Source organism: Vibrio sp. R12-SG2-ISO1, from assembly GCF_059834045.1.
Map to the genome: position 1 here is coordinate 39,092 of NZ_JCBDGO010000019.1, position 21,296 is coordinate 60,387.

The 21,296-nt window shown below is 50.5% G+C and carries 17 protein-coding genes; 6 read left to right on the plus strand and 11 right to left on the minus strand.

Annotated features, from left to right (window positions below):
- Window positions 1-62: 62 nt before the first annotated feature.
- Together gcvT and AC6R10_RS13425 are read right to left on the minus strand one after the other, a co-directional pair.
- On the minus strand, window positions 63-1,181 hold the full coding sequence (gcvT, locus tag AC6R10_RS13420) for a glycine cleavage system aminomethyltransferase GcvT (RefSeq protein WP_500672535.1): 1,119 nt from the start codon (window positions 1,179-1,181) through the stop codon (window positions 63-65).
- A gap of 259 nt (window positions 1,182-1,440) precedes the next feature.
- Complete coding sequence (locus AC6R10_RS13425) at window positions 1,441-2,064, minus strand: helix-turn-helix domain-containing protein (protein ID WP_334551502.1); 624 nt, start codon at window positions 2,062-2,064, stop codon at window positions 1,441-1,443.
- 321 nt (window positions 2,065-2,385) lie between these two features.
- Between AC6R10_RS13425 and AC6R10_RS13430 the strand changes: the two genes are divergently transcribed.
- From AC6R10_RS13430 to gcvP, 3 genes are all read left to right on the plus strand, one after another.
- Complete coding sequence (locus AC6R10_RS13430) at window positions 2,386-3,681, plus strand: serine hydroxymethyltransferase (RefSeq protein WP_500672536.1); 1,296 nt, start codon at window positions 2,386-2,388, stop codon at window positions 3,679-3,681.
- A 34-nt stretch (window positions 3,682-3,715) separates the two neighbouring features.
- Window positions 3,716-4,096: a glycine cleavage system protein GcvH gene (gene gcvH / locus AC6R10_RS13435; protein WP_500672537.1), complete on the plus strand. Its 381-nt coding sequence runs from the start codon at window positions 3,716-3,718 to the stop codon at window positions 4,094-4,096.
- Between the two features lie 85 nt (window positions 4,097-4,181).
- Entirely contained in the window at window positions 4,182-7,052 is a 2,871-nt protein-coding gene (gene gcvP / locus AC6R10_RS13440) for an aminomethyl-transferring glycine dehydrogenase (protein ID WP_500672538.1), read from the plus strand.
- A gap of 247 nt (window positions 7,053-7,299) precedes the next feature.
- Here the strand turns inward: gcvP and AC6R10_RS13445 are convergent, their stop codons facing one another.
- The gene (locus AC6R10_RS13445; protein WP_500672539.1) at window positions 7,300-7,914 is read right to left on the minus strand and encodes a hypothetical protein; all 615 of its coding nucleotides are present in this window, start codon (window positions 7,912-7,914) and stop codon (window positions 7,300-7,302) included.
- A 494-nt stretch (window positions 7,915-8,408) separates the two neighbouring features.
- Between AC6R10_RS13445 and AC6R10_RS13450 the strand changes: the two genes are divergently transcribed.
- Both AC6R10_RS13450 and AC6R10_RS13455 read left to right on the plus strand, forming a co-directional pair.
- Window positions 8,409-9,212 carry a polysaccharide lyase family 20 protein gene (locus tag AC6R10_RS13450; protein WP_500672540.1) on the plus strand — a complete coding sequence of 268 codons (804 nt, stop codon included), beginning with the start codon at window positions 8,409-8,411 and terminating at the stop codon, window positions 9,210-9,212.
- Window positions 9,213-9,709: 497 nt separating this feature from the next.
- Window positions 9,710-12,466: a cation-translocating P-type ATPase gene (locus AC6R10_RS13455; protein WP_500672541.1), complete on the plus strand. Its 2,757-nt coding sequence runs from the start codon at window positions 9,710-9,712 to the stop codon at window positions 12,464-12,466.
- A 99-nt stretch (window positions 12,467-12,565) separates the two neighbouring features.
- Here the strand turns inward: AC6R10_RS13455 and AC6R10_RS13460 are convergent, their stop codons facing one another.
- Both AC6R10_RS13460 and AC6R10_RS13465 read right to left on the minus strand, forming a co-directional pair.
- Window positions 12,566-13,039 carry a GNAT family N-acetyltransferase gene (locus AC6R10_RS13460; protein WP_500672542.1) on the minus strand — a complete coding sequence of 158 codons (474 nt, stop codon included), beginning with the start codon at window positions 13,037-13,039 and terminating at the stop codon, window positions 12,566-12,568.
- Complete coding sequence (locus AC6R10_RS13465; RefSeq protein WP_500672543.1) at window positions 13,036-13,662, minus strand: DsbA family protein; 627 nt, start codon at window positions 13,660-13,662, stop codon at window positions 13,036-13,038. Before AC6R10_RS13465 ends, AC6R10_RS13460 begins: the two co-directional genes overlap by 4 nt.
- Before the next feature lie 186 nt (window positions 13,663-13,848).
- On the opposite strand from AC6R10_RS13465, the gene AC6R10_RS13470 reads away from it, so the two are divergent.
- A complete protein-coding gene (locus AC6R10_RS13470; RefSeq protein WP_334553381.1) occupies window positions 13,849-14,097 on the plus strand; it encodes a hypothetical protein in 249 nt (82 codons plus the stop codon).
- A 79-nt stretch (window positions 14,098-14,176) separates the two neighbouring features.
- Here the strand turns inward: AC6R10_RS13470 and choV are convergent, their stop codons facing one another.
- The 6 genes from choV to betI all read right to left on the minus strand — a co-directional run bounded on the left by choV (window position 14,177) and on the right by betI (window position 21,084).
- Complete coding sequence (choV, locus tag AC6R10_RS13475) at window positions 14,177-15,364, minus strand: choline ABC transporter ATP-binding protein (RefSeq protein ID WP_500672544.1); 1,188 nt, start codon at window positions 15,362-15,364, stop codon at window positions 14,177-14,179.
- Between the two features lie 2 nt (window positions 15,365-15,366).
- Window positions 15,367-16,209, minus strand: a complete 843-nt coding sequence (gene choW / locus AC6R10_RS13480; RefSeq protein WP_334553378.1) for a choline ABC transporter permease subunit — start codon at window positions 16,207-16,209, stop codon at window positions 15,367-15,369.
- A gap of 45 nt (window positions 16,210-16,254) precedes the next feature.
- Window positions 16,255-17,193: a choline ABC transporter substrate-binding protein gene (locus AC6R10_RS13485; RefSeq protein WP_500672545.1), complete on the minus strand. Its 939-nt coding sequence runs from the start codon at window positions 17,191-17,193 to the stop codon at window positions 16,255-16,257.
- A gap of 105 nt (window positions 17,194-17,298) precedes the next feature.
- A complete protein-coding gene (gene betA, locus AC6R10_RS13490) occupies window positions 17,299-18,996 on the minus strand; it encodes a choline dehydrogenase (protein ID WP_500672546.1) in 1,698 nt (565 codons plus the stop codon).
- Between the two features lie 13 nt (window positions 18,997-19,009).
- Window positions 19,010-20,470: a betaine-aldehyde dehydrogenase gene (betB, locus tag AC6R10_RS13495; RefSeq protein ID WP_500672547.1), complete on the minus strand. Its 1,461-nt coding sequence runs from the start codon at window positions 20,468-20,470 to the stop codon at window positions 19,010-19,012.
- Between the two features lie 17 nt (window positions 20,471-20,487).
- Window positions 20,488-21,084 carry a transcriptional regulator BetI gene (betI, locus tag AC6R10_RS13500; RefSeq protein ID WP_487903301.1) on the minus strand — a complete coding sequence of 199 codons (597 nt, stop codon included), beginning with the start codon at window positions 21,082-21,084 and terminating at the stop codon, window positions 20,488-20,490.
- Window positions 21,085-21,296 lie beyond the last annotated feature (212 nt).

Below are 21,296 nucleotides of genomic sequence, written 5' to 3' on the forward strand. Positions count from 1 at the left end.
ATTGATACAAAAAAACCTCTCCGCAGAGAGGTTTATTCACAATGTCTATCATTTAACCATGATTAACCGCGATAGTATCTCTGCGGGACAAACGGCATTTTCTCTACCGTCATGGGCAGTTTTTTACCACGAACCTCGGCAAACAGAGTGGTGCCGATGCTGGCCAGATCGGCGCGGACATACGCCATAGAGACAGGCTTGCCGGCATTCGGGCCTGCGGTGCCGCTGGTGACGATGCCGATTTTGTTGTCTGATTCATCAAATAGCTCAGTGCCTTCACGAACCGGCGCTTTGGTTTGACCCACAAGACCGACGCGCTTGCGCGAGACATCTTTCGATTCAATTTGACCAAGAATAATGTCGGCCCCTGGGAAGCCCCCTTCTCGCTCGCCGCCGATGCGACGCACTTTCTGGATGCCCCAAAGCAAACTAGCCTCAACCGGTGTGGTGGTCGGGTCAAGGTCATGGCCGTATAGACATAGGCCACACTCTAAGCGCAGAGAATCGCGCGCGCCTAGGCCAATCCATTCTACCTCCTCTTCCGCCGTTAAACGGGTCGCCAGCTCTTCCGCGTGTGAGTTCGGCACCGAGATTTCAAATCCGTCTTCGCCAGTGTAGCCGCTTCGGCTGATCACGCACTCCACACCCAATAAGTTGAGGCGTTTGACATCCATAAAGACCATATTCGCTACATCAGGGTTGAATCTTGCCAATACGTCCACCGCTTGCGGGCCTTGAATCGCAAGTAAGGCGCGATCTTCAATCACCTCCAGCTCCACACCCGATGGCAAATGTGCTTGCAAGTGATCGATGTCTTGCTGTTTGCATGCTGCATTAACTACGACAAACAAGTGATCGCCTAAATTGGCCACCATTAAGTCATCCATAATGCCACCGTTGTCGTTGGTAAAAAACGCGTAGCGCTGATTGCCTACCGGCAAATCAATGATATCGACAGGGACCAAAGACTCAAGGAAGGCCGCAGCCCCTTCACCATGCAATCGCAATTGTCCCATGTGGGACACATCAAAAAGTCCGGCAGCGTCTCGGGTATGAAGATGCTCTTTCTTAACGCCGAGTTTGTATTGCACAGGCATATCATAGCCAGCGAACGGCACCATCTTTGCGCCCGCTTCAACATGCAGAGTATGAAGAGGGGTTTTCAGTAATTCTTGAGTCATTGTTGTCTCCATGTGATCCGGTCCGTTTTCCTTGAGAGGAAACCTTGTTTCCAATAATAAACACGACGATGGCGAGAATGCACCCTAAATAAGAGCGGGAGAAGTGAAAGTGTGACATTTAACATTAAATTCACAACAAGGCATCATCAATAAAAACGCCGCCTTGAGCAAGATTCGATCAAAGCGGCGTTATTCTACGCATAAACAACACAAAAGCAAACGTTTGCTTTCACTATAAGAAATTTACATTTGATTCACGTTATTTGGCTGTCACCCACAAAATATGCGCGTCTTGCTCACTGGTTGAGATCAACATGTGGCCCATATTGGCGTCATAATAGACGCTGTCACCTACCGTCAACTCAATCGGTTCATAAAACTCTGAGTAGAACCGAACCGTGCCCGATAAGATCAATAGAAACTCTTCACCATCATGACGAACCCAGTCACTGTACTCTTCAAAACGCCTAGCGTGGACGCGGCTTTTGAAGGGCATCATCTTTTTATTGGACAATTGAGTAGCCAGCAATTCGTGTTCATACGTCTGCGTGGGGTGCGGTTTGCCGTGCCCAACTCGCGTGACATCTCTTCGCCCTGTTGCGACCTTTTTTCTAGGTGGTTCAAAGAGTTGCGGCATATCTATCGCCAACCCCGATGCCAACTTTTGCATCGCTTGGAAAGTTGGTGATATTTGCTCGTTCTCAATTTTACTGAGCGTTGAACGCGCGAGCCCAGTGCGTTGACTGGCTTCCTCAAGCGTGATGCCTAACTTGCTACGAATCTCTTTGATGCGCTCGCCTAACTTAAGCGGCTCGATGTTTTGATCACCCGCTTCCTTCGCTAGAGTGATGGACGGGTACTCATCGTAGATATCTTCTGACATGTTTCCCTCTGTCATACTTTCTTCGCTTCCTATATGGATTTCATTGTGCCCCAAGGTCGTGCAACTGGAAAGGTGAGGATAGGAAATATAGTGTGCACTCGTTAACAAAAACCGCAAGCGTGTTTCCAATAGGAAATTTTTGGTTGATTGTTGATGCAACTCCCGCTATGTTACCAACTTGTTAGTTGTCGAGATGCATTTTTACCCCAGTGTTTCGCACCATTTTTGCGACCAAGTTGGGTTTTCCCCTCTCTTTTCGGGGCATGGATTTACACAAAATTTAGTCAGCACGCTGACGACTCAATTGGAAGGTCATCGACTATGAACAACACCTATCACAATCATCGCTTAGAGAATTTTTTCTCAACTCAACTCAGTGCCACCGACGACGCCGTCTTTGCCGGTATTCAAGCGGAGCTGTCTCGACAAAACGAACAGATCGAGTTGATCGCTTCAGAAAACATTGTGTCAAAAGCGGTGATGCAGGCTCAAGGCACCTGCCTAACCAACAAATACGCAGAAGGTTACCCAGGTCGCCGCTACTACGGTGGCTGTGAGCATGTCGATACGGTCGAGGCCATCGCTATCGAACGCGCAAAGAAACTTTTTCGGTGTGAATACGCAAACGTTCAACCTCACTCTGGCGCACAAGCAAACGGCGCCGTCATGCTCGCACTGCTGCAACCGGGTAACACCATTTTAGGCATGTCTCTTGATGCAGGCGGCCACCTCACACACGGCGCAAAACCTGCGCTATCGGGTAAATGGTTCAACGCAGTGCAATATGGGGTGGATCGCGACACACTCGAAATCAATTACGACGATGTCCGTGCACTGGCAAAAGCGCATCAACCTAAGCTCATCATCGCGGGCGGCAGCGCCATTCCTCGTACGATTGATTTTGCTCAGTTTCGCGCGATTGCTGACGAAGTCGGCGCTTTGCTGATGGTCGATATGGCGCACATCGCCGGCCTTATCGCTACTGGCGCGCACCCAAGCCCTCTTCCCTATGCTGATGTCGTCACCACAACGACGCACAAAACCCTACGCGGCCCACGTGGTGGCATGATTTTGACCAATGATGAAACCATCATCAAAAAGATTAACTCTGCTGTCTTCCCTGGGCTGCAAGGCGGACCATTGATGCATGTTATTGCAGCGAAAGCGGTGGCGTTTGGTGAAGCACTCGGGCCAGAGTTTAAGACTTATATCAATTCGGTGATCAGCAACGCAAAAGTTCTTGCCGAGGTGTTGCAAACTCGCGGGTGTGACATTGTGACAGGCGGAACGGACACGCATTTGATGCTCGTCGACCTAAGGCCAAAAGGGTTAAAGGGTAACAAAGCAGAAGAAGCGCTTGAGCGTGCCGGGATCACATGTAACAAAAATGGCATCCCATTCGATTCTGAGAAGCCTATGATTACATCGGGCATTCGATTGGGAACGCCTGCGGGAACCAGCCGCGGCTTTGGCGCTGAAGAATTCAAACTTATCGGACAATGGATTGGTGATGTTCTGGACGGGTTAGTGGATAACCCTGAAGGAAATACAGAAGTAGAGCAACGCGTTCGCAAAGAAGTGAAAGCCTTGTGTCATCGCTTCCCACTGTACCAATAATCAATTTTATCTTAGTTATTTTGGAGATTAAGCAATGGACAAAACACTGAAGTTTGCAGATAGCCATGAGTGGGTACGTGACAACGGTGATGGCACTGTAACTATCGGTATTTCTGAGCACGCTCAAGAAATGCTTGGCGACGTGGTCTTCGTCGACCTACCGGAAGTAGAAGACGAGATTGAAGCCGGCGACAGCTTCTCGTTGGTTGAATCGGTTAAGGCCGCTTCTGATATTTACGCGCCGATCACCGGTGAAATCATCGAAATCAACGAAGAGCTCGAAGACAGCCCAGAGCTAATCAACGAAGAACCGTATGAAAGCGGCTGGATCGTCAAAGTGAAGATGTCTGACCCTTCTGAGCTTAATGACCTAAAAGACGCCGAAGAATACCTAAACTCAATCGAAGACGAGTAATAAGCACAACAGCAAAGCTGCCCCCATCTAGGAGGCAGCTTTTTTTCACGGTTCGCTCAGCGAACTTTGGAGCAGGTAAAGGACAATGACTGAATTACTTCAAAGCCTCAGCACACAAAATGAGTTCGTTGCTCGCCACAACGGCCCAAACACACAAGACCAACAAGCCATGTTGGCGGCCATCAATGCCACCAGCTTAGATGCTCTGATTGAGGAAACGGTGCCGCCGCAGATTCGTCTTGAGCAGCCACTGAGCTTGGCCCCAGCCAAGAGCGAAGCGGATATGCTGAGCGCTATGCGTCAGTTCGCCGATCAAAACCAAGTCAAGCGCACCTTCATTGGTCAAGGCTACTACAACACCTTCACGCCCAACGTGATTCTGCGTAACGTGATGGAAAACCCAGGTTGGTACACGGCCTACACGCCCTATCAGCCGGAAATCTCACAAGGCCGTTTGGAATCTCTGCTCAACTTCCAACAAATGGTGATGGATTTAACCGCGATGGACATCGCGAACGCCTCCCTTCTGGATGAAGCGACCGCAGCAGCAGAAGCGATGACGCTGTGTAAACGCGCTGGCAAGAGTAAGAGCAACGTCTTTTTTGTTGCCGATGATGTGCACCCTCAAACGATTGAAGTCGTCAAAACGCGTGCAAAATACATCGGCTTTGATGTCACCATAGGGTCACTGGACTCTCTCCCAGAACAAGACGTATTCGGTGCCTTGGTTCAATACCCGGGTACCACAGGCGAAGTGCACGATTTGAGCGACGTGATCGCCAAAGCGCAAGCCAACAAAACACTGGTTGCGGTTGCGACCGACCTACTCGCGTGCGCACTGCTTAAGCCAGCGGGCGAAATGGGCGCAGATGTGGTGATTGGTTCAGCGCAACGTTTTGGCGTACCTATGGGTTACGGCGGCCCACACGCAGCGTTTATGGCGACGCGTGACAAACACAAGCGCACCATGCCAGGACGCGTGATTGGCGTATCCATTGATGCCAACGGCAACCAAGCCCTGCGTATGGCGATGCAAACCCGTGAGCAGCACATCCGCCGCGAAAAAGCGACATCGAACATCTGTACCGCGCAAGCACTGCTGGCCAATATGGCGTCGTTCTACGCGGTTTACCACGGCGCACAAGGTCTACGTACCATCGCACGCCGCACGCATCACATGACAGCAATTTTAGCCGCTGGCCTGACCAAATCTGGCTTCGAGCTGGCGCACAACAGCTTCTTCGATACCATCACCATCAATTCAGGCAGCCAAACAGAGGCGCTGTATGCTAAAGCACAAGCGGCAGACATCAACCTGCGCCTGATCGTAGATACAGCGCAACTGGGCGTGAGTTTTGATGAAACCACCACCACTGATGATATCGCCGCACTATTTGACGTGTTTGGTGTGAAAGAAGAGATCAAAGGACTGTCGTCAGAAATCGGTGGCAATGAGTTTGCCGCGATTCCTGAAACGCTGCGCCGCACGTCAGCGTACCTAACGCACCCAGTCTTCAACACGCATCACAGTGAAACGCAGATGATGCGTTACCTCAAGCAGCTTGAGAACAAAGACTTCTCACTGACACACGGCATGATCCCGCTCGGCAGCTGTACTATGAAGCTCAACGCCGCAGCCGAGATGATTCCTGTCACTTGGCCTGAGTTCGGCGCTCTTCACCCGTTCGCGCCACTAGAGCAAGCCGCAGGCTACGCGGCATTGGCGAAAGATCTGAAAGAGAAGCTGTGTGAGATCACAGGTTATGATGATTTTTCATTGCAGCCTAACTCTGGTGCATCGGGTGAGTACGCGGGTCTGATTGCTATCCAGCGTTACCATGAGAGCCGTGGCGAAGGTCACCGCAATGTGTGTCTCATCCCAAGCTCAGCGCACGGCACCAACCCGGCGACAGCCTCAATGGTGTCGATGAAAGTTGTGGTGGTGAAATGTGATGAAGACGGCAACATCGATTTAACCGATCTCGCGGACAAAATTGAAAAGCACGCTGACAACCTCTCTAGCATCATGATCACCTACCCTTCCACACACGGCGTGTACGAAGAGCAAGTGAAGCAGGTGTGTGAAATGGTCCACGCAGCGGGCGGCCAAGTCTACCTAGACGGTGCCAACATGAACGCGCAGGTGGGTTTGACCTCACCGGGCTTGATTGGATCCGATGTCTCTCACCTCAACCTACACAAAACCTTCTGTATCCCGCATGGTGGCGGTGGCCCGGGTATGGGCCCGATTGGCGTCAAGTCGCATCTCGCGCCTTTCTTGCCGGGACACATCGAAAACGGTGTTGAAGGTAAAGAGTTTGCCGTCTCTGCGGCGGATCTTGGCAGTGCATCAATCCTGCCTATCTCTTGGGCGTACATCGCAATGATGGGCGAAGCTGGCCTCACTGAAGCGACCAAGGTGGCGATTTTGAACGCCAACTATGTGATGGAGCGCCTGCGCCCTCACTACCCTGTGCTTTATCGCGGTAAGAACGGCCGAGTAGCGCATGAGTGCATCATCGACATCCGCCCGCTAAAAGAAGAGATCGGCATCAGTGAAGAAGACATCGCGAAGCGTTTGATGGACTACGGTTTCCACGCGCCTACCATGTCATTCCCCGTTGCCGGCACCTTGATGGTTGAACCAACGGAGTCTGAAGATCTGGCTGAGTTGGACCGTTTCTGCGATGCGATGATCGCCATCCGCGAAGAGATGAACGCCGTTAAAGAAGGCGCTTGGCCACTCGACAACAACCCACTGGTCAACGCACCGCACACACAAGTGGATTTGGCGAGCGAACACTGGGATCGCCCATACTCACGCGAAGTGGGTTGCTTCCCATCCAGCGCGACTAAGCAATGGAAATACTGGCCAACCGTCAACCGTGTCGACAACGTCTACGGTGACCGCAACTTGATTTGCTCTTGCCCGAGTATTGAGAGTTATGAAGGGTAAGTGAGGTAAGCCGAACAGCCCGGCTTTAGGTAGGTTGTCTAACGTAAATCAAGAGCGAGCCGAGTAAGGCTCGCTTTTTTGTTGGTTCAAAGTCCGTAAATCTAAGTGAAATTGTGATTTGCTCGGGATACAACAAGTAATTGGACAATCTCGTGTTAGGACTTAAACTAAAAATCGTCAACTTTTAATAAGCTGAGTTTGAGGAAATAATGGCTCATATATGTCGAATTACTCGATGGCTATTCATCTATTTATCCCGCAACTTCCTAATCTCAGCCATCATTTGACTCAGCCTTTCTCTATCCAGAGATGAGTAAGCCGTCATATCTCGCGATTTCTGAACAGAATCTTCATACTCATCGGCTCTTCTTTGTATCGCCTCTTGCAGGTAAATATTTAAGCTCTCAGCTCGAAGCAAGGCGGGGAGCTCATCATCAGACTCCAGAAGCGAAATTGCAAAGTCTAAATTACCTGAATACTCACTATGAGCCTCTACGCTAAGACGTATGCTGTCCTCAATCTCACTGTCATATCTTGTATTTGACTTACCCTCAACCATAGCCGTCAAAAACTTCAAAAAGTAAAGCGAGTCGTGCTGAGACAAATGCCTAAAACAGATACGAGTGCTTTCCTCTAGCCGACTAAACGCATTGAACCTTGCCTCATGCCGTAATTGCTTCTTCCAAGAATTTAGGGTGTATATGGCAATGAAAGCCGCAAAAATAGTCGCTAAGCTTGCTAGTATATCTAAAGAGTTGGCGATTCCCGCAGTTACTTCTGGGCTGGTCGCGATATTGATTCCAAAGATAACCCCAACCACAACTAATGCGAAACAACAAATCCAAATGATCTTGTCAGACAAATTAACCCCTCAAACTGATAGCTTAGACCTTAGCCTGAATCAATTAATGTCATAATTATACAGCACTTGTTTGATGAATAGAAAATAACGCAGACTTGCTAGCGCCCCACATAGCAATGGTGAACAAGTCAAGCTCCATCTAGGCGAATTGCCCGTTTTTTTATCCCTTTACGTATTCTTGTAACCCAATAACTACGCAAGAAGAATAAGTTAAACTAGGACAATGACTAGACAGTTGATTCTAGAAATTAATTACTCTAGCAAGGATCAGGCACTTCCATGCGAAAAGCTATCAACACAAAACATGCGCTGATCAGCAATACCCCTTCCCAACCAAAACGAGGACCCCATCCATCGCCTTACAGCAAATTAAACGCCAGTGTCCCAACAATGGCACAGGGCACAGACACGTAGGCGATTTCAACGATATACTTCTCGAACCATCTCATCGGTTTATTGGCCTCTTTTTCAGTAATGGCAGGTCTGCGTTTATCATGAAGTTACTTTTACCCATCCTTCTGGCGCCACTGTTGGTGGCGTGTGCTGAGCAATCGGTCGCTCACTTGAGTTGCCCTGATATCAAACCCGATGACACGGCGCATCAATGGCACAGTCCGTTTGATGATTTGCAGGGTTGGGGAAGCCATTTTGGCTACCAGCACTCTGCGATGATAGTCCAAGATCCGATGGACTCAAGCAATAATGTACTGCGATTAGAATTGCGAGACGGCGATCAATTTCGTACGCGCTCTGGGTACGCCTATCGCGCGGAAGTGTACGAGCGCTATAAAGCACCGTTCAATCAGCCAATACACTATCGATTTAAAGTGCTGATCACGGACCAATGGCAGTACGATGATGTGCGCGCTTTAATTGCTCAGTGGCATGCCACGCCAGATCGTCATCTGAATGAAATCAGCCGTAGCCCCAACCTTGGGATTGAACTGCGTAATGACCGCTTTTTGATTCGCTCCCAAACCAGTCAGCTAGCGGTGAACACCGACAACAAACACGGCATGACGAGAACTCAGCACTACCTCAGCGTGCCTATCGAGAAGAATCGCTGGTATCAGTTTGATGTCAAGGTGAAGTGGACGCCTAACTCTGACGGCTACCTTGCCATTACTATCGATGACCAACCCGTCGTGAACCACCGCGGGCCAACCAGTTATGTCGATTGTCTCGGCCCCTATTTTAAAGCAGGCATTTACCGCGACCACAGCGTCAACACCTTTGCTCTGCTGTTGGATGACTACTCTCGAACCTTGATTGAGGAATCCAACACGGATTTGGAATAAGCCATATTCCAAATCTACGATCCTTATCTACTAAAATGGCGCTCAAACCGACTTTTCTATCATTAGTCGTTGCTCCTACGCGTTAAACCATGCTCAATCTTGAGCATGGTTTCGACGCAACTGCACGCATTGGAAACCGTGCCATTGTGAAAGTTACTTTCACAATTCGGAAATTTGGAAGCCAAATTTCCGTTAAACTCATGTCTTATTTATACTTGCTTACACTAAACTGCGCCTTTCCCTCATCCGTTCTCACTTGACCTGACCTGCATCATAGAAGTGCTCTACTCCACCTTTTTACCTTTTGAAAGATAATTACAAGCCCATCCACTTTTTAGTAGGTTATTTATCTCTGCACGAGTTAATTGTCATTCAATATGACTTTACCCTTCCCCCAAGGAACACGCTTTTGCAGAGATCTTGATTTTCAGATTCAGCGATTTTTTCTATCAGTTGGTGATTTTACTGATATCGACTGAATCCAAACGGAGCAAACGATGACTAAAAAGTGGTTTACTGAGTCGGTTGACGCTACAAAAGAGGTGCTTGAAACCTCCATTGAGCAAGGTTTAACAGCGCAAGACGTCGCGAACCGACAATCACAATACGGTAAAAATGAACTGCAAGAGCAAGCTGGAAAATCCGCGCTAGAGCTTTTCCTTCATCAGTTCAAAAACCCTCTAATCTTTATCCTCGGTATTGGCGCGATCGTGTCCTTTTTTACCGGACACCTCGTCGATGCCATTGCGATCACGGTGATCATCTTCATCAATGCCATCATCGCGTTTTGGCAAGAGTTCAAAGCGCAAAAAGGGATGGAAGCCCTACGCGAGATGGCGGCGCCTACCGCGCAAGTAAAACGTGACGGCCAGTGGATGGATATTCCGGCCAAAGAGATCGTGCCGGGAGATATCCTAAAAATCAGCACCGGTGACATTCTTGCCGCCGATGTGCGCATTATCGAAGCCAACCGCTTGTCGATTGATGAAGCGGCGCTCACAGGTGAATCGGAACCTGTCGATAAAAAAGTCGAGGTGATCGATGATGCCACGGTTGGTCTTGGCGATCAGCGCAACATGGGCTTTATGACCACCATCGTCACGTCAGGTACTGGCTTAGGTATTGTGGTCAACACGGGTATGAAAACCGAAGTGGGCCACATTGCCGATATGATGGCGAACACCGAAGAGACCAAAACCCCAATGCAAGAGCGCATGGATACCATCGCAAAAATCTTGATGGTCGCGGCGCTCGCCGTCGTGGCCGTGGTGTGTGGTATTGGTCTCTATCACGGTATGCCGTGGCTTGAAATTCTTAACACGGGTATTTCGCTCTCGGTCGCAGCGATTCCAGAAGGTCTACCAACGGTTATCTCGATTGTATTGACCATGGGCTCCACGCAAATGGTGAAGAACAACGCACTGGCTAAACAGCTTTCTGCGATTGAAACGCTGGGCTCGACTACCGTGATCTGTTCAGACAAAACCGGCACGCTGACTCAAAACCAAATGCAGGTAATGAAAGCTTACGATGTGAGCGGCCGTTATTGGGAAGTGAGTGGTAAAGGCTTTAGCCCAGAAGGTGAATTCAAACCACTCGGTCACCACATTGATGCCAAGCAAAGCCCAGAAATGATGAAAGGCTTAGTCGTCGCGACCCTGTGTAACGATGCGGAATACCTCAAAGATGGCGACCAATCCAAAGTACGCGGTAACCCAACCGAAGGCGCTTTGATCGTCGCAGCCGCCAAAGCAGGCCTAGAGCAATCTGAAATGCTGAGCACGGGCGGTTACTCTATTGTTGAAAAGTTCCCGTTTGATTCAGCGCGCAAAATGGCGTCTGTGATTGTTCGATGCCCTGAAGGTAAGCACTTCCTCGCCATTAAAGGCGCACCCGATGTAGTGTTGAAGCACTCCGCTGGTTTTATGGTGGATGGTCAATATGTATCTAAGCTGCCAGTGAGCGCGACGGTTGGTAACTGTGCCCTAAAGACTGATGCTGCGGATTGCATCGTGGCCAACTATGAGGCGGCGATTCAAGATTTTGCCCACCAAGCACTGCGCACGTTGGCGGTCGGTTACAAAGAGCTAAGCGATGACGATCTCAAACGCGATCACAGCGAGCTTGAGCAAGAGGTCATTCTGCTAGGTCTTTACGGCATCATGGATCCACCGCGCCCTGAAGTGCGCGCTGCGGTAGACAGCTGTTTCGATGCGGGCGTTCGCACTGTGATGATCACCGGCGACCACGCATTGACCGCCGCCGCGATTGCACGCGAGATCGGCATTATTCGCAGCGAGAAAGACCGCGTCGTCACCGGTGCCGAGCTCGATGCGATGGACGATGAGGAATTGCGCCGTATCTGCCCACAAGTGGCCGTGTTTGCTCGCGTGACGCCTGAGCACAAGCTGCGCATTGTTCAAGCTCAGCAGTTCAACAATGAAGTCGCCGCGATGACAGGTGATGGGGTCAATGACGCTCCAGCCTTGCGCCGTGCTGACATCGGTGTTGCGATGGGTATCACAGGTACCTCGGTCGCCAAAGATTCCGGTGATTTGATTCTGCTGGATGACAACTTCAGTACCATAGTGAAAGCGGTGCGTCAAGGTCGACAAATTTTCGATAACCTACGCAAGTTCATTCGCCAAGCGCTAACGGCGAACGTCGGTGAAGTATCGGTGATCCTATTTGCTTTCTTGATGATGGGACCAGAGGCGATTTTGCCGCTCACGCCATTGATGATCTTGTGGATTAACTTGGTTTCAGATGGCCTACCGGCACTGGCTCTGGGTGTTGATCCAGAAGAAAAAGATTTGATGGAACGCAAACCTCGCAAGCGTAACGAGAGCTTCTTCAGCGACCACTTAGGCACTCGCATTGTCACCCGTGGCTTGGCCCTTGGCGCAATGAGCTACTTAGCGTTTAACTGGGCGCTAGACAATGGTTTTAGTGCAAACTACGCACAAACTATGGCCTTTGCGATGCTGGTGTTTGCTCAGCTGTGGCACCTATTTGACTCGCGCTCATTCACCACCTTGTTCCGCAAGAACCCACTGACCAACAAGTCGCTGCTTGGCGCCGTTGCTATCTCAGCCACGCTGTCGCTTAGCGTCATCTACACCGGTATTGGTCAGCTGATCTTCAGCACTGAAGCCTTGCAAGGTGGTCACCTATTTGGCGTCATCATGGCCGCCTCTCTGCCTACCTTGATTCTGTCGGCGATTAAAGAAGTGACGAAGACCAAACTCGTCTAAGCCCTGCGCCACAACTCAAACGGCTCGACCCTGTCTAGAGAAATTCAGACACGGTCGAGCCGTTTTTTTCTGGTACTTATCCTTTTTTATACCAACGACTTAAGCATGAATAGTCGCTCTCATGATGTGTTGCGGGCCAGCAGAACCACCTAAATAGATCTTGCCAGTATCGACAAAGCCGCTTTTGAGATAGCAGGCTTGCGCGCCGGGATTTTTGCAGTTGACCGTGAGGTAAATCGTCTCAAACTGCGGATAGTTGGCGACGAGATACGGCATCAATGCGCGAATCGCTGCTTTGCCATACCCTTTACCTTGATGAGCGGCGTCGATGGCAAACGCTCTGAGCCCCATTGCGTGATCGGGACAAAAGTCGTAGCGGCGACGATAGGCGATATCGAGTTTGAAAAAGCCAACTACGTTATCGCCGGCTAAAATCACATGCCGATGTGTGGTTGGGCAATGATCGGAGAGAAACTCCTCAGCGGTCCCCGCAAACTTCACTTGCGCTTGGGGTAGCGTGACCCCTCTTACTCGATCAATGGTCTGTTCACTGAGCGGCTCAATGCGAATCATGATTGCTCCTCCAACACGGAGTGCACGAGGGTAACTGTATTGTGTGCGTCGCGATAATCCACGGCGATGGGATAGACGTGATCCTCAATGCGTAGTACCAAAGATGGGAACCCATTCGCGCCAATCTGGCGAGAAAAACGAATCTCATCCAGCAAAGACTGGTTGAGCTGCACACTGCGATAGTCCTCTTCAAAGCGCGTCATATCCAGCCCAGCCTGGCTGGCGAGTGCAAGTAACACCTCATCATCACTGGGATTTTTCGCCTCAAGATAATAGGCGCGTTGAATCGCGTTGATCATCACCAATTCGGCGTCTTGCTTGCGTGCCGCCAAGGCTGCGCGACATGCAGGGTACGTTGAGCGCCTTGGCGTGTTGCTGGTCCAAAAATCGTAGTTAAATGGCGTGCCGAGCAAGTTTTCAATTTTGCGCCAGTAGGAGGCAATTTGCTCTCGCATCGCTATTGGCATCGGCTCATCACTGTCTGGCGCTAAACCGCCAACCACGTACTGCACGCTAACCGTACCTGAGAGTTGCTGTTTGACTTGCTGCCATACGGGTTGATAGCCCCAACACCATGAGCACATCGGATCGTAAACATAATAGAGAATGGGCGTGCTTTGCATCTGAAGGTTCCTGAAATCCATATTCACCTTCAGTGTATCAGCCTCAGTGATGAATGCCTAAAAGGTATCCTGTGTGTTGGCCAACAAGGTGATTTGTTTGTCACAGCCTAAGCGGCAGTGATAGAGTGGCGGCTATGCGCGTAATACCGCACAGATGTCAACAAGATAGACCAAGAGATAACCAATATGATTAATGACGACACAATTATCGCCAGCCTAGAAGAACTTGAAGCCTTTTTGATCGCCGTTGAAAACGGCACGCTTGGCCTACAGGGTGTCGCCGGTATCGCCCTTGCGACCAGCAACGCAGACGGGCGCCGATTTGTCGCAGTGCTCGATGACAACCATCAATTGATTCTTGGCCGCTGGGTCACGGAAGATGTGTTCCAGAATGGTCAAGAGTTAGTCAGAAGCGGCACTGGCCGTAAACACTAAACCGAAAAGGGCTGACAATGCGTCAGCCCTTTTTGATGTCGTTCAGATTGAGATGAACGCTAACGATGCAAGAGGTTAACTACGCCGCTTTCGGCGCGTTGTAATTGCCTAGCAACGCGTCATAAAACTCACTGTCGTTCAACACGCCCACTAAGCGCCCTTCTTCCATCAATAAGATAGGCTGCCCGCTGCGTTGTTTCAGTTCAATCGCTTCTCGCATCCCAATGTCAGGGCTGGTGACCACCACGGTCGAGGCATTCACGGAGTCGAAATCACCCTTGCTGGCATCCCAATACAGCAAAGAGAGCGAGGAGTCAGGCGCAAGTTCAAGGCGCTCGCCTTGTTGACTCACCCACAGCGCGTCACTGCCGCACACTTGCCATTGGTTGGCGTTGTGCTTCAACTCTTCCACCGGCTGCATCAAGGAGCGCCCTTTCAATACATTAAGAGGATTGGTGTGCGCAACAAAATCTCGTACGTAGTCGTTCTCTGGCGTCAGAATGATTGCTTCTGGTTTACCGTGCTGGATCAGCTTGCCTGACTCCATAATCGCAATGTTGTTGCCGATTTTAAGTGCTTCATCGAGATCATGACTGACAAACAAGATGGTTTTATTCAGTTTCTTCTGTAACAAAATCAGTTCATCTTGCAACTGAGCACGGATCAGCGGATCGAGCGCGGAAAACGGCTCATCCATCAGTAAAATATCACTGTCCATCGCAAAGGCACGAGCAAGACCAACACGTTGCTGCATCCCCCCTGAGAGCTCATGCGGGAACTTATCTTCCCACTCGGCTAAGCCCACCATCTCGAGCTGCTCGCGCGCTTTGGCTCTTCGCTCGGTTTTTCCTTGCCCTTGCAACTCAAGACCAAAGGCGACGTTGTCCAATACGGTGAGCCAAGGCATCAGGGCGAACTTTTGAAACACCATAGAGACACGATGCGTACGCAAATGGCGCAGTGTCTGTTCATCACAGTTAGCGAGATCCACTTGTGAGTCACCATCTTTGATGGTTAATGAGCCACGAGAGATCGTATTGAGCCCATTGACCGCGCGAAGCAGGCTGGATTTTCCCGAGCCAGAGAGGCCCATCAAGACACAAATTTCGCCTTCATCGACCGACAAAGAGACATTATCGACCCCCACCACTTGCGAGGTTTGGTCAATGATCTCTTGGCGTGATAGTCCTTTGTCGAGTAAATCGAGGGCCAGTTGTGGTTTGTCACCAAACACCACATCAAGATTGTTAATCGTAATCGCTTTCATGATTAGGCTTCCTTCTGGTTCGGTGATTTACACAGTCGATCAAGGATGATAGCGACCAATACGATGGCAAGTCCGGCTTCAAAACCTTGCGAAATGTTCACCGTGTTGAGTGCACGCACTACGGGTTTTCCTAGGCCGTCCGCTCCCACCAGCGCGGCAATCACCACCATCGACAAAGACAACATAATGCACTGAGTCACGCCCGCCATAATGCTTGGCATGGCCGCAGGCAGTTCCACTTTAAACAGCAGTTTCATGCGCGTGGCACCAAACGCTTTACCGGCTTCGACCAGTTCTTCCGGTACTTTAGTGATGCCGAGGTAAGTTAAACGAATCGGCGCAGCAATGGCGAAGATGATGGTTGAAATCAGCCCCGGGACAATACCCAAGCCAAACAGAACCAGCGTGGGGATCAGATAAACAAACGTGGGTACGGTTTGCATTAAGTCGAGAATCGGTCTGAGCAGGGTGTAGAGCCAACGACGGTGCGCCGCCATAATGCCCAGAGGCACGCCAATTAATACAGAAATCGTTGTCGCAGCAAAAACTAAAACAAAGGTTTCTAGCATCTCTTGCCAGTAGCCAAGATTGAGAATCGTCAGCAACGCGCCAATAATGAATAACACTAGCGGAAGACTACGATGCAGATACCAAGCAATGGCCGCCGTCATTAAGATCGGCATCGCAGGTGGCATCCATTTAAAAATGTCTACAACAAACAGAATAATGGTTTCAAGAAAGAGAGAAATCGCATCAAACAGCCCAGCAGCGTTAAATGTTAGCCAATCAACCCCTGCTTCCATCCACTCACCCAATGGGATTTTGTTGTCAGTAATAAAATTCACAATATAACCTTGATGTTGCGGGTGGGCAGTGCCCACCCATTTGAATTACGCTTTTGAATCAATGTAGTTTTTCACCGCTGAAGCTGCGTCTTTACCGTCGATGGTCTTCACGCCTTCTAGCCACTTTTCAACCTGCTCTGGGTTGGCCTTCAACCACTGCTGAGCCGCAATTGAAGGTTTAACATTTTGATTCAAGATGGCTTCCATCAACTGGTTTTCCATCTCAAGGCTAAACTCAAGGTTTTTCAGTAGTTGGCCAACGTTGCCACATTCAGACAAGTAGTTCGCTCGCACGTTGGTGTACACGTTCGCACCGCCGTAGTTCGGGCCAAAGAAGTCATCGCCGCCCGCGAGGTATTCCATCTCAATATTGCTGTTCATTGGGTGCGGTGCCCAACCAAGGTAGACAATCCACTGATTGCGGCGTACAGCGCGTGCCACTTGAGACACCATGCCGGCCTCGCTGGATTCAACTAGGCTGAACGCTTTCAGGCCAAATGCATCGCTATCTATCATGGATTGGATTAGGCGGTTGCCGTCATTTCCTGGCTCAATGCCATAAATGCGGTCGCGGAATTTGTCGGCGTTTTTCGCGATATCAGCGAAGTCTTTCACCCCCGCTTCATAGACGTATTTCGGTACTGCTAGCGTGTACTTCGCACCCTCTAGATTGGCACGTACGGTTTCCACTGTGCCAGCCTCACGGTATTTAGCGATATCTCCCTCCATCGTTGGCATCCAGTTGCCAAGGAAGATATCGATATCACCGTTTGCCATCGAAGAGTAAGTGACGGGCACGGAGAGCAGATCCGTCTTAGTTTGGTAACCCAGACCTTTCAGTACTTCAGACGTGACTGCGGTGGTCGCGGTAATGTCCGTCCAACCGACATCGGCGAAACGCACGGTTTCACACTGGTTGGCATACGCATTGATCGCTAAACTCGACAGAGCGAGTGTTGAGAAGGTTTTCGTCATCATAGACATGTTGATTTCCTTTTTACTAACTTTCTGTTTTTACTAACTGCTTATTATGTTGACCGGCCGCAACGTGCCGGTCCGTGCTCGTTTTTTGCGAGTCTTTCCTTCGCTTTACTTAATGATGTGCGCACGTTTGGGCGCATGAATTCGCTGTTTTTCTTGCCATTTCGGTGCAACCCACACAGGTTGGTTGTCTGGCTCAAACAGAGGCTTGCCCAGAATCATATCCGCTGCACGCTCAGCCACCATGATGGTGGGCGCGTTGAGGTTGCCATTAGGAATGGTCGGGAAGATGGATGAGTCCACAACACGCAAACTCTCCACGCCACGAACTCGACAGCTTTCATCCAATACCGCCATCGGGTCATCGTCTGCGCCCATTTTGCAGCTGCACGACGGGTGGTACGCACTCTCTACGTTCTGTTTCACCCACTCATCAATCGCCTCATCACTGGTGACGTCGCTGCCGGGTTGAATCTCTTCACCGCGAAACGCATCCATCGCTGGCTGGTTGAGAATCTCTCGTGTCAGGCGAATGCAATCTCGCCAGTCCTGCTTGTCTTGCTCAGTCGAGATGTAGTTGAACTCAATCTGCGGCTTATCGTGCGGATTCGCCGACGTGATCGCCACGCGGCCACGACTTTCAGGCTTATTGGGGCCAACATGCACTTGGAAACCGTGGCCATCAAACGCCGCGCGTCCGTCGTAGCGCATCGCCGCAGGCAAAAAGTGATATTGAATATTGGGCCACTTCAACCCTTCACGTGAACGAATAAAGGCGCACGACTCAAAATGGTTGGTGGCCCCTAAACCTTTGCGCGTTAGGATCCACTCAGCGCCGATCATGCCCTTACTGACTAAGCCAAGTTTGCTGTTAAGCGTAATCGGCTGGGTGCAGTGATATTGGAAGTAGACCTCTAAGTGGTCTTGCAGGTTTTCACCCACGCCCGGTAGATCATGTTTGACCTCGACACCCGCCGCCTCAAGCACCGCTTTGGGCCCAATACCGGACAGTTGCAGCAGTTGCACCGAGCCAATGGAACCGGCGCTGGCGATCACTTCGACGCTCGCCATTGCTTGTGTTATCTGACCCGACTTTTCATACTCCACGCCAATGGCACGGCCGTTATCGAGCAGCACTTTGCGCGCAACGACGCCTTTAATCAGAGTCAAGTTTGAACGCTTACGGGCACGCTTTAGGTAGGCGTTAGACGTAGAAGCGCGAACCCCTTTGTCTACCGTCATGTCCATCGCACCAAAACCTTCTTGCTGATAGCCATTGTAATCGTCGGTTTCGGGATAGCCCGCTTCCACGCCAGCATCAATAAAGGCGCGGTATAGCGGATTGAGTTCCATATTGTTGCCACCACAGGTGCCAAGCGGCCCATCGCCGCCTCGGTAGGCATCTGCGCCACCCTGCCAAGATTCCGCACGGCGGAAATAGGGCAGACAGGCTTGGTAGTTCCAACCCTCGGCGCCGTGTTCCTGCCACTGGTCAAAGTCACAGGCGTGACCACGCACATACACCATGCCATTGATGGATGAGCTACCACCCAACACTTTGCCCCTTGGACAGTGCAGTTGTCGGCCATCTAAGCCTTGCTCAGGCGTCGTTTCAAATTGCCATGCGTATTTTTCACTGTTCATGGGGTAAGAGAGCGCCGTTGGCATCTGGATAAAAATGCTCTTATCGCTGCCCCCTGCCTCAAGCAGCAGCACTTGGTGCTCACCGCTTTCGGTCAATCTGTCCGCCAGTACACAGCCCGCTGAACCGGCGCCCACAATGATGTAGTCGTAACGAGTTGTCATTGCCTACCTCCCGTTATGCGTATGGGCTTTCGTAGCCGCCAAGTTCCACCAAAATACTTTTGGTTTGGGTATAGTGGCGCAGGGTTTCTGGACCATTTTCACGACCAAGACCAGAGTGCTTGTAGCCGCCCACTGGCATTTCTGCCGGGGAATCGCCCCAAGTGTTGACCCAGCAAATACCCGCTTGCATCTGATGAATCACTCGATGCGCTCGAGACAGGTTTTGAGTAAAGACACCCGCTGCCAAGCCGTAGTCGGTGTTGTTCGCTCGTGCGATCACCTCGTCTTCATCGCTAAAGGTGAGCACGGACATGACAGGGCCAAAGATTTCCTGCTGCACGTGAGGCATATCATCATCGCAATCAATAAACACTGTTGGCTGAACGAAATTGCCGTTTGCTAGCGCGCCATCTTTCACCGCCTCACCGCCAGTCAATAAGGTCGCGCCGCTCTGCTTGGCACTTTCAATCGCTGCGAGCACTTTTTGTTGATGCTCTTTGGAAATAAGCGCGCCAATCTGGGTCGCCTTATCCATAGGATCGCCAACCACCAGTTTCTCGGTTCGCGCTTTAAGTTGTTCTATAAATGAGGGGTATAATGACTCATGCACAAACACACGAGTACCGTGGGTACACACCTCGCCTTGGGTATAAAAGTTCGCCACCATCGCTGCCGACACTGCATCATCAAGCTTGGCATCATCAAAAATGATCAGCGGTGACTTACCACCAAGTTCCATGGTGACGTGTTTTAGCGTACGCGCACTGTCTGCCATCACTTTCTTGCCCGTACCAGACTCACCGGTAAACGACACCTTGGCGATATCTGGATGTGCGGTCAGCATTTGACCGACGCGATGGTCCCCTTGCAAGACGTTGAAGACGCCATCAGGCAGCCCTGCTTCGGTGAATATCTCAGCCAGTTTCAGCGCAGTCAGCGGTGTCTCTTCCGACGGTTTAAAAATCATTGCATTCCCTGCGGCGAGTGCGGGTGCGGATTTCCACATAGCGATCTGAATCGGGTAGTTCCACGCGCCAATCCCTGCGCAAATGCCCAGCGGCTCGCGACGTGTGTAGAAGAACTGTGATTCACTCAGCGGCTGCTGCTCACCTTGAAGCGCAGGAGCAAGCCCGGCAAAGTATTCGATCACGTCTGCGCCGGTGACGATGTCCACTTCCAACGCTTCTTGCAAAGGTTTACCTGTATCCGACACTTCGAGTGCGGCGAGTTCATCATTGCGCTCACGCAGCAGCGCCACCGCTTTGAGCAAAATGCGGCTGCGCTCAGTGGCACTCATCGCTGACCAAACGGCAAAGCCTTTTTTCGCCGATTCAATCGCAAGTGCGAGATCGGCTTCGCTGGCTTGACCTATGGTTGCCAAAGGTTCACCCGTTGCCGGGTTGTAGGTGGTAAATGTTTCACCAGACGTTGCCTGGTGGGCTTTACCGTCGATAAATAGTGATTTCATATCCATGTAAAGTCTGACTTAAATTATTTTTGTGAGTAAAACGTGAGTTGTTTATCGAGATAATCGTTGATGATTTGGCGCGCCATATCGGCGTCTATACCTTGCGGGTTGAGCGTCCCGCGAATCCAAATCCCATCGATCAACGCAGCGATACCGTGCGCGACCACCTCCACCTGTTCGGCAGAGAACAGCGCCTTGAGTTCGATCTTCAGATGAGAGAGCAAGCGCTTCTCATTGACTTGCTGAAGACGTTTGAGCTGAGCGTCGTGCATTGAGTATGACCAGAAAGCCAGCCAGGTTTTGGCCACCTTATTCTCTGCTTGATAACCGACAAAGTTGCCATCAATGATGGCGTTGATACGTTCAACGTGGGCGTCTTTTGGCAACACCTTGAGTTTCTCGGTGATGGTGGTTGAGAGCTGACGCAAAATCTCACGCATCGTCTCCTCTAACAGGCCATGTTTACCGCCGAAATAGTGGTTGATGATGCCCGTCGACACACCCGCTTCTTTGCTGATCAGCGAGATACTCGCCGCGTGTAATCCTACGCGGTCAATCACCGTCATGGTGGCCTGCACCAATTGCGGTTTTCGAATTTGTGGCATCCCAACTTTCGGCATCAAACGGCTCCATTTATTTTTTATTGAACGTTCAGTTAAATATAAAATGCCTGAAAATTAGTTCGAACTCAAATGATTTTTCATTAACGTAAAGAATCAATCCTGATTGAGAGGCGAAAACGGGTGAGAAGAAATCCGTAAAAACGACACAGAATTGCTACATTTTGGCGACAATAAATGCCTTCAAATAACTGAAAGTTATAGATATGGCG

What these genes read in the sequence shown, in the direction of transcription:
- gcvT (WP_500672535.1), bottom strand. Translation starts at nt 1,181, where the DNA reads ATGACTCAAGAATTACTGAAAACCCCTCTTCATACTCTGCATGTTGAA.
- AC6R10_RS13425 (WP_334551502.1), bottom strand. Translation starts at nt 2,064, where the DNA reads ATGTCAGAAGATATCTACGATGAGTACCCGTCCATCACTCTAGCGAAG.
- AC6R10_RS13430 (WP_500672536.1), top strand. Translation starts at nt 2,386, where the DNA reads ATGAACAACACCTATCACAATCATCGCTTAGAGAATTTTTTCTCAACT.
- gcvH (WP_500672537.1), top strand. Translation starts at nt 3,716, where the DNA reads ATGGACAAAACACTGAAGTTTGCAGATAGCCATGAGTGGGTACGTGAC.
- gcvP (WP_500672538.1), top strand. Translation starts at nt 4,182, where the DNA reads ATGACTGAATTACTTCAAAGCCTCAGCACACAAAATGAGTTCGTTGCT.
- AC6R10_RS13450 (WP_500672540.1), top strand. Translation starts at nt 8,409, where the DNA reads ATGAAGTTACTTTTACCCATCCTTCTGGCGCCACTGTTGGTGGCGTGT.
- AC6R10_RS13455 (WP_500672541.1), top strand. Translation starts at nt 9,710, where the DNA reads ATGACTAAAAAGTGGTTTACTGAGTCGGTTGACGCTACAAAAGAGGTG.
- AC6R10_RS13460 (WP_500672542.1), bottom strand. Translation starts at nt 13,039, where the DNA reads ATGATTCGCATTGAGCCGCTCAGTGAACAGACCATTGATCGAGTAAGA.
- AC6R10_RS13465 (WP_500672543.1), bottom strand. Translation starts at nt 13,662, where the DNA reads ATGCAAAGCACGCCCATTCTCTATTATGTTTACGATCCGATGTGCTCA.
- AC6R10_RS13470 (WP_334553381.1), top strand. Translation starts at nt 13,849, where the DNA reads ATGATTAATGACGACACAATTATCGCCAGCCTAGAAGAACTTGAAGCC.
- choV (WP_500672544.1), bottom strand. Translation starts at nt 15,364, where the DNA reads ATGAAAGCGATTACGATTAACAATCTTGATGTGGTGTTTGGTGACAAA.
- AC6R10_RS13485 (WP_500672545.1), bottom strand. Translation starts at nt 17,193, where the DNA reads ATGTCTATGATGACGAAAACCTTCTCAACACTCGCTCTGTCGAGTTTA.
- betA (WP_500672546.1), bottom strand. Translation starts at nt 18,996, where the DNA reads ATGACAACTCGTTACGACTACATCATTGTGGGCGCCGGTTCAGCGGGC.
- betB (WP_500672547.1), bottom strand. Translation starts at nt 20,470, where the DNA reads ATGGATATGAAATCACTATTTATCGACGGTAAAGCCCACCAGGCAACG.
- betI (WP_487903301.1), bottom strand. Translation starts at nt 21,084, where the DNA reads ATGCCGAAAGTTGGGATGCCACAAATTCGAAAACCGCAATTGGTGCAG.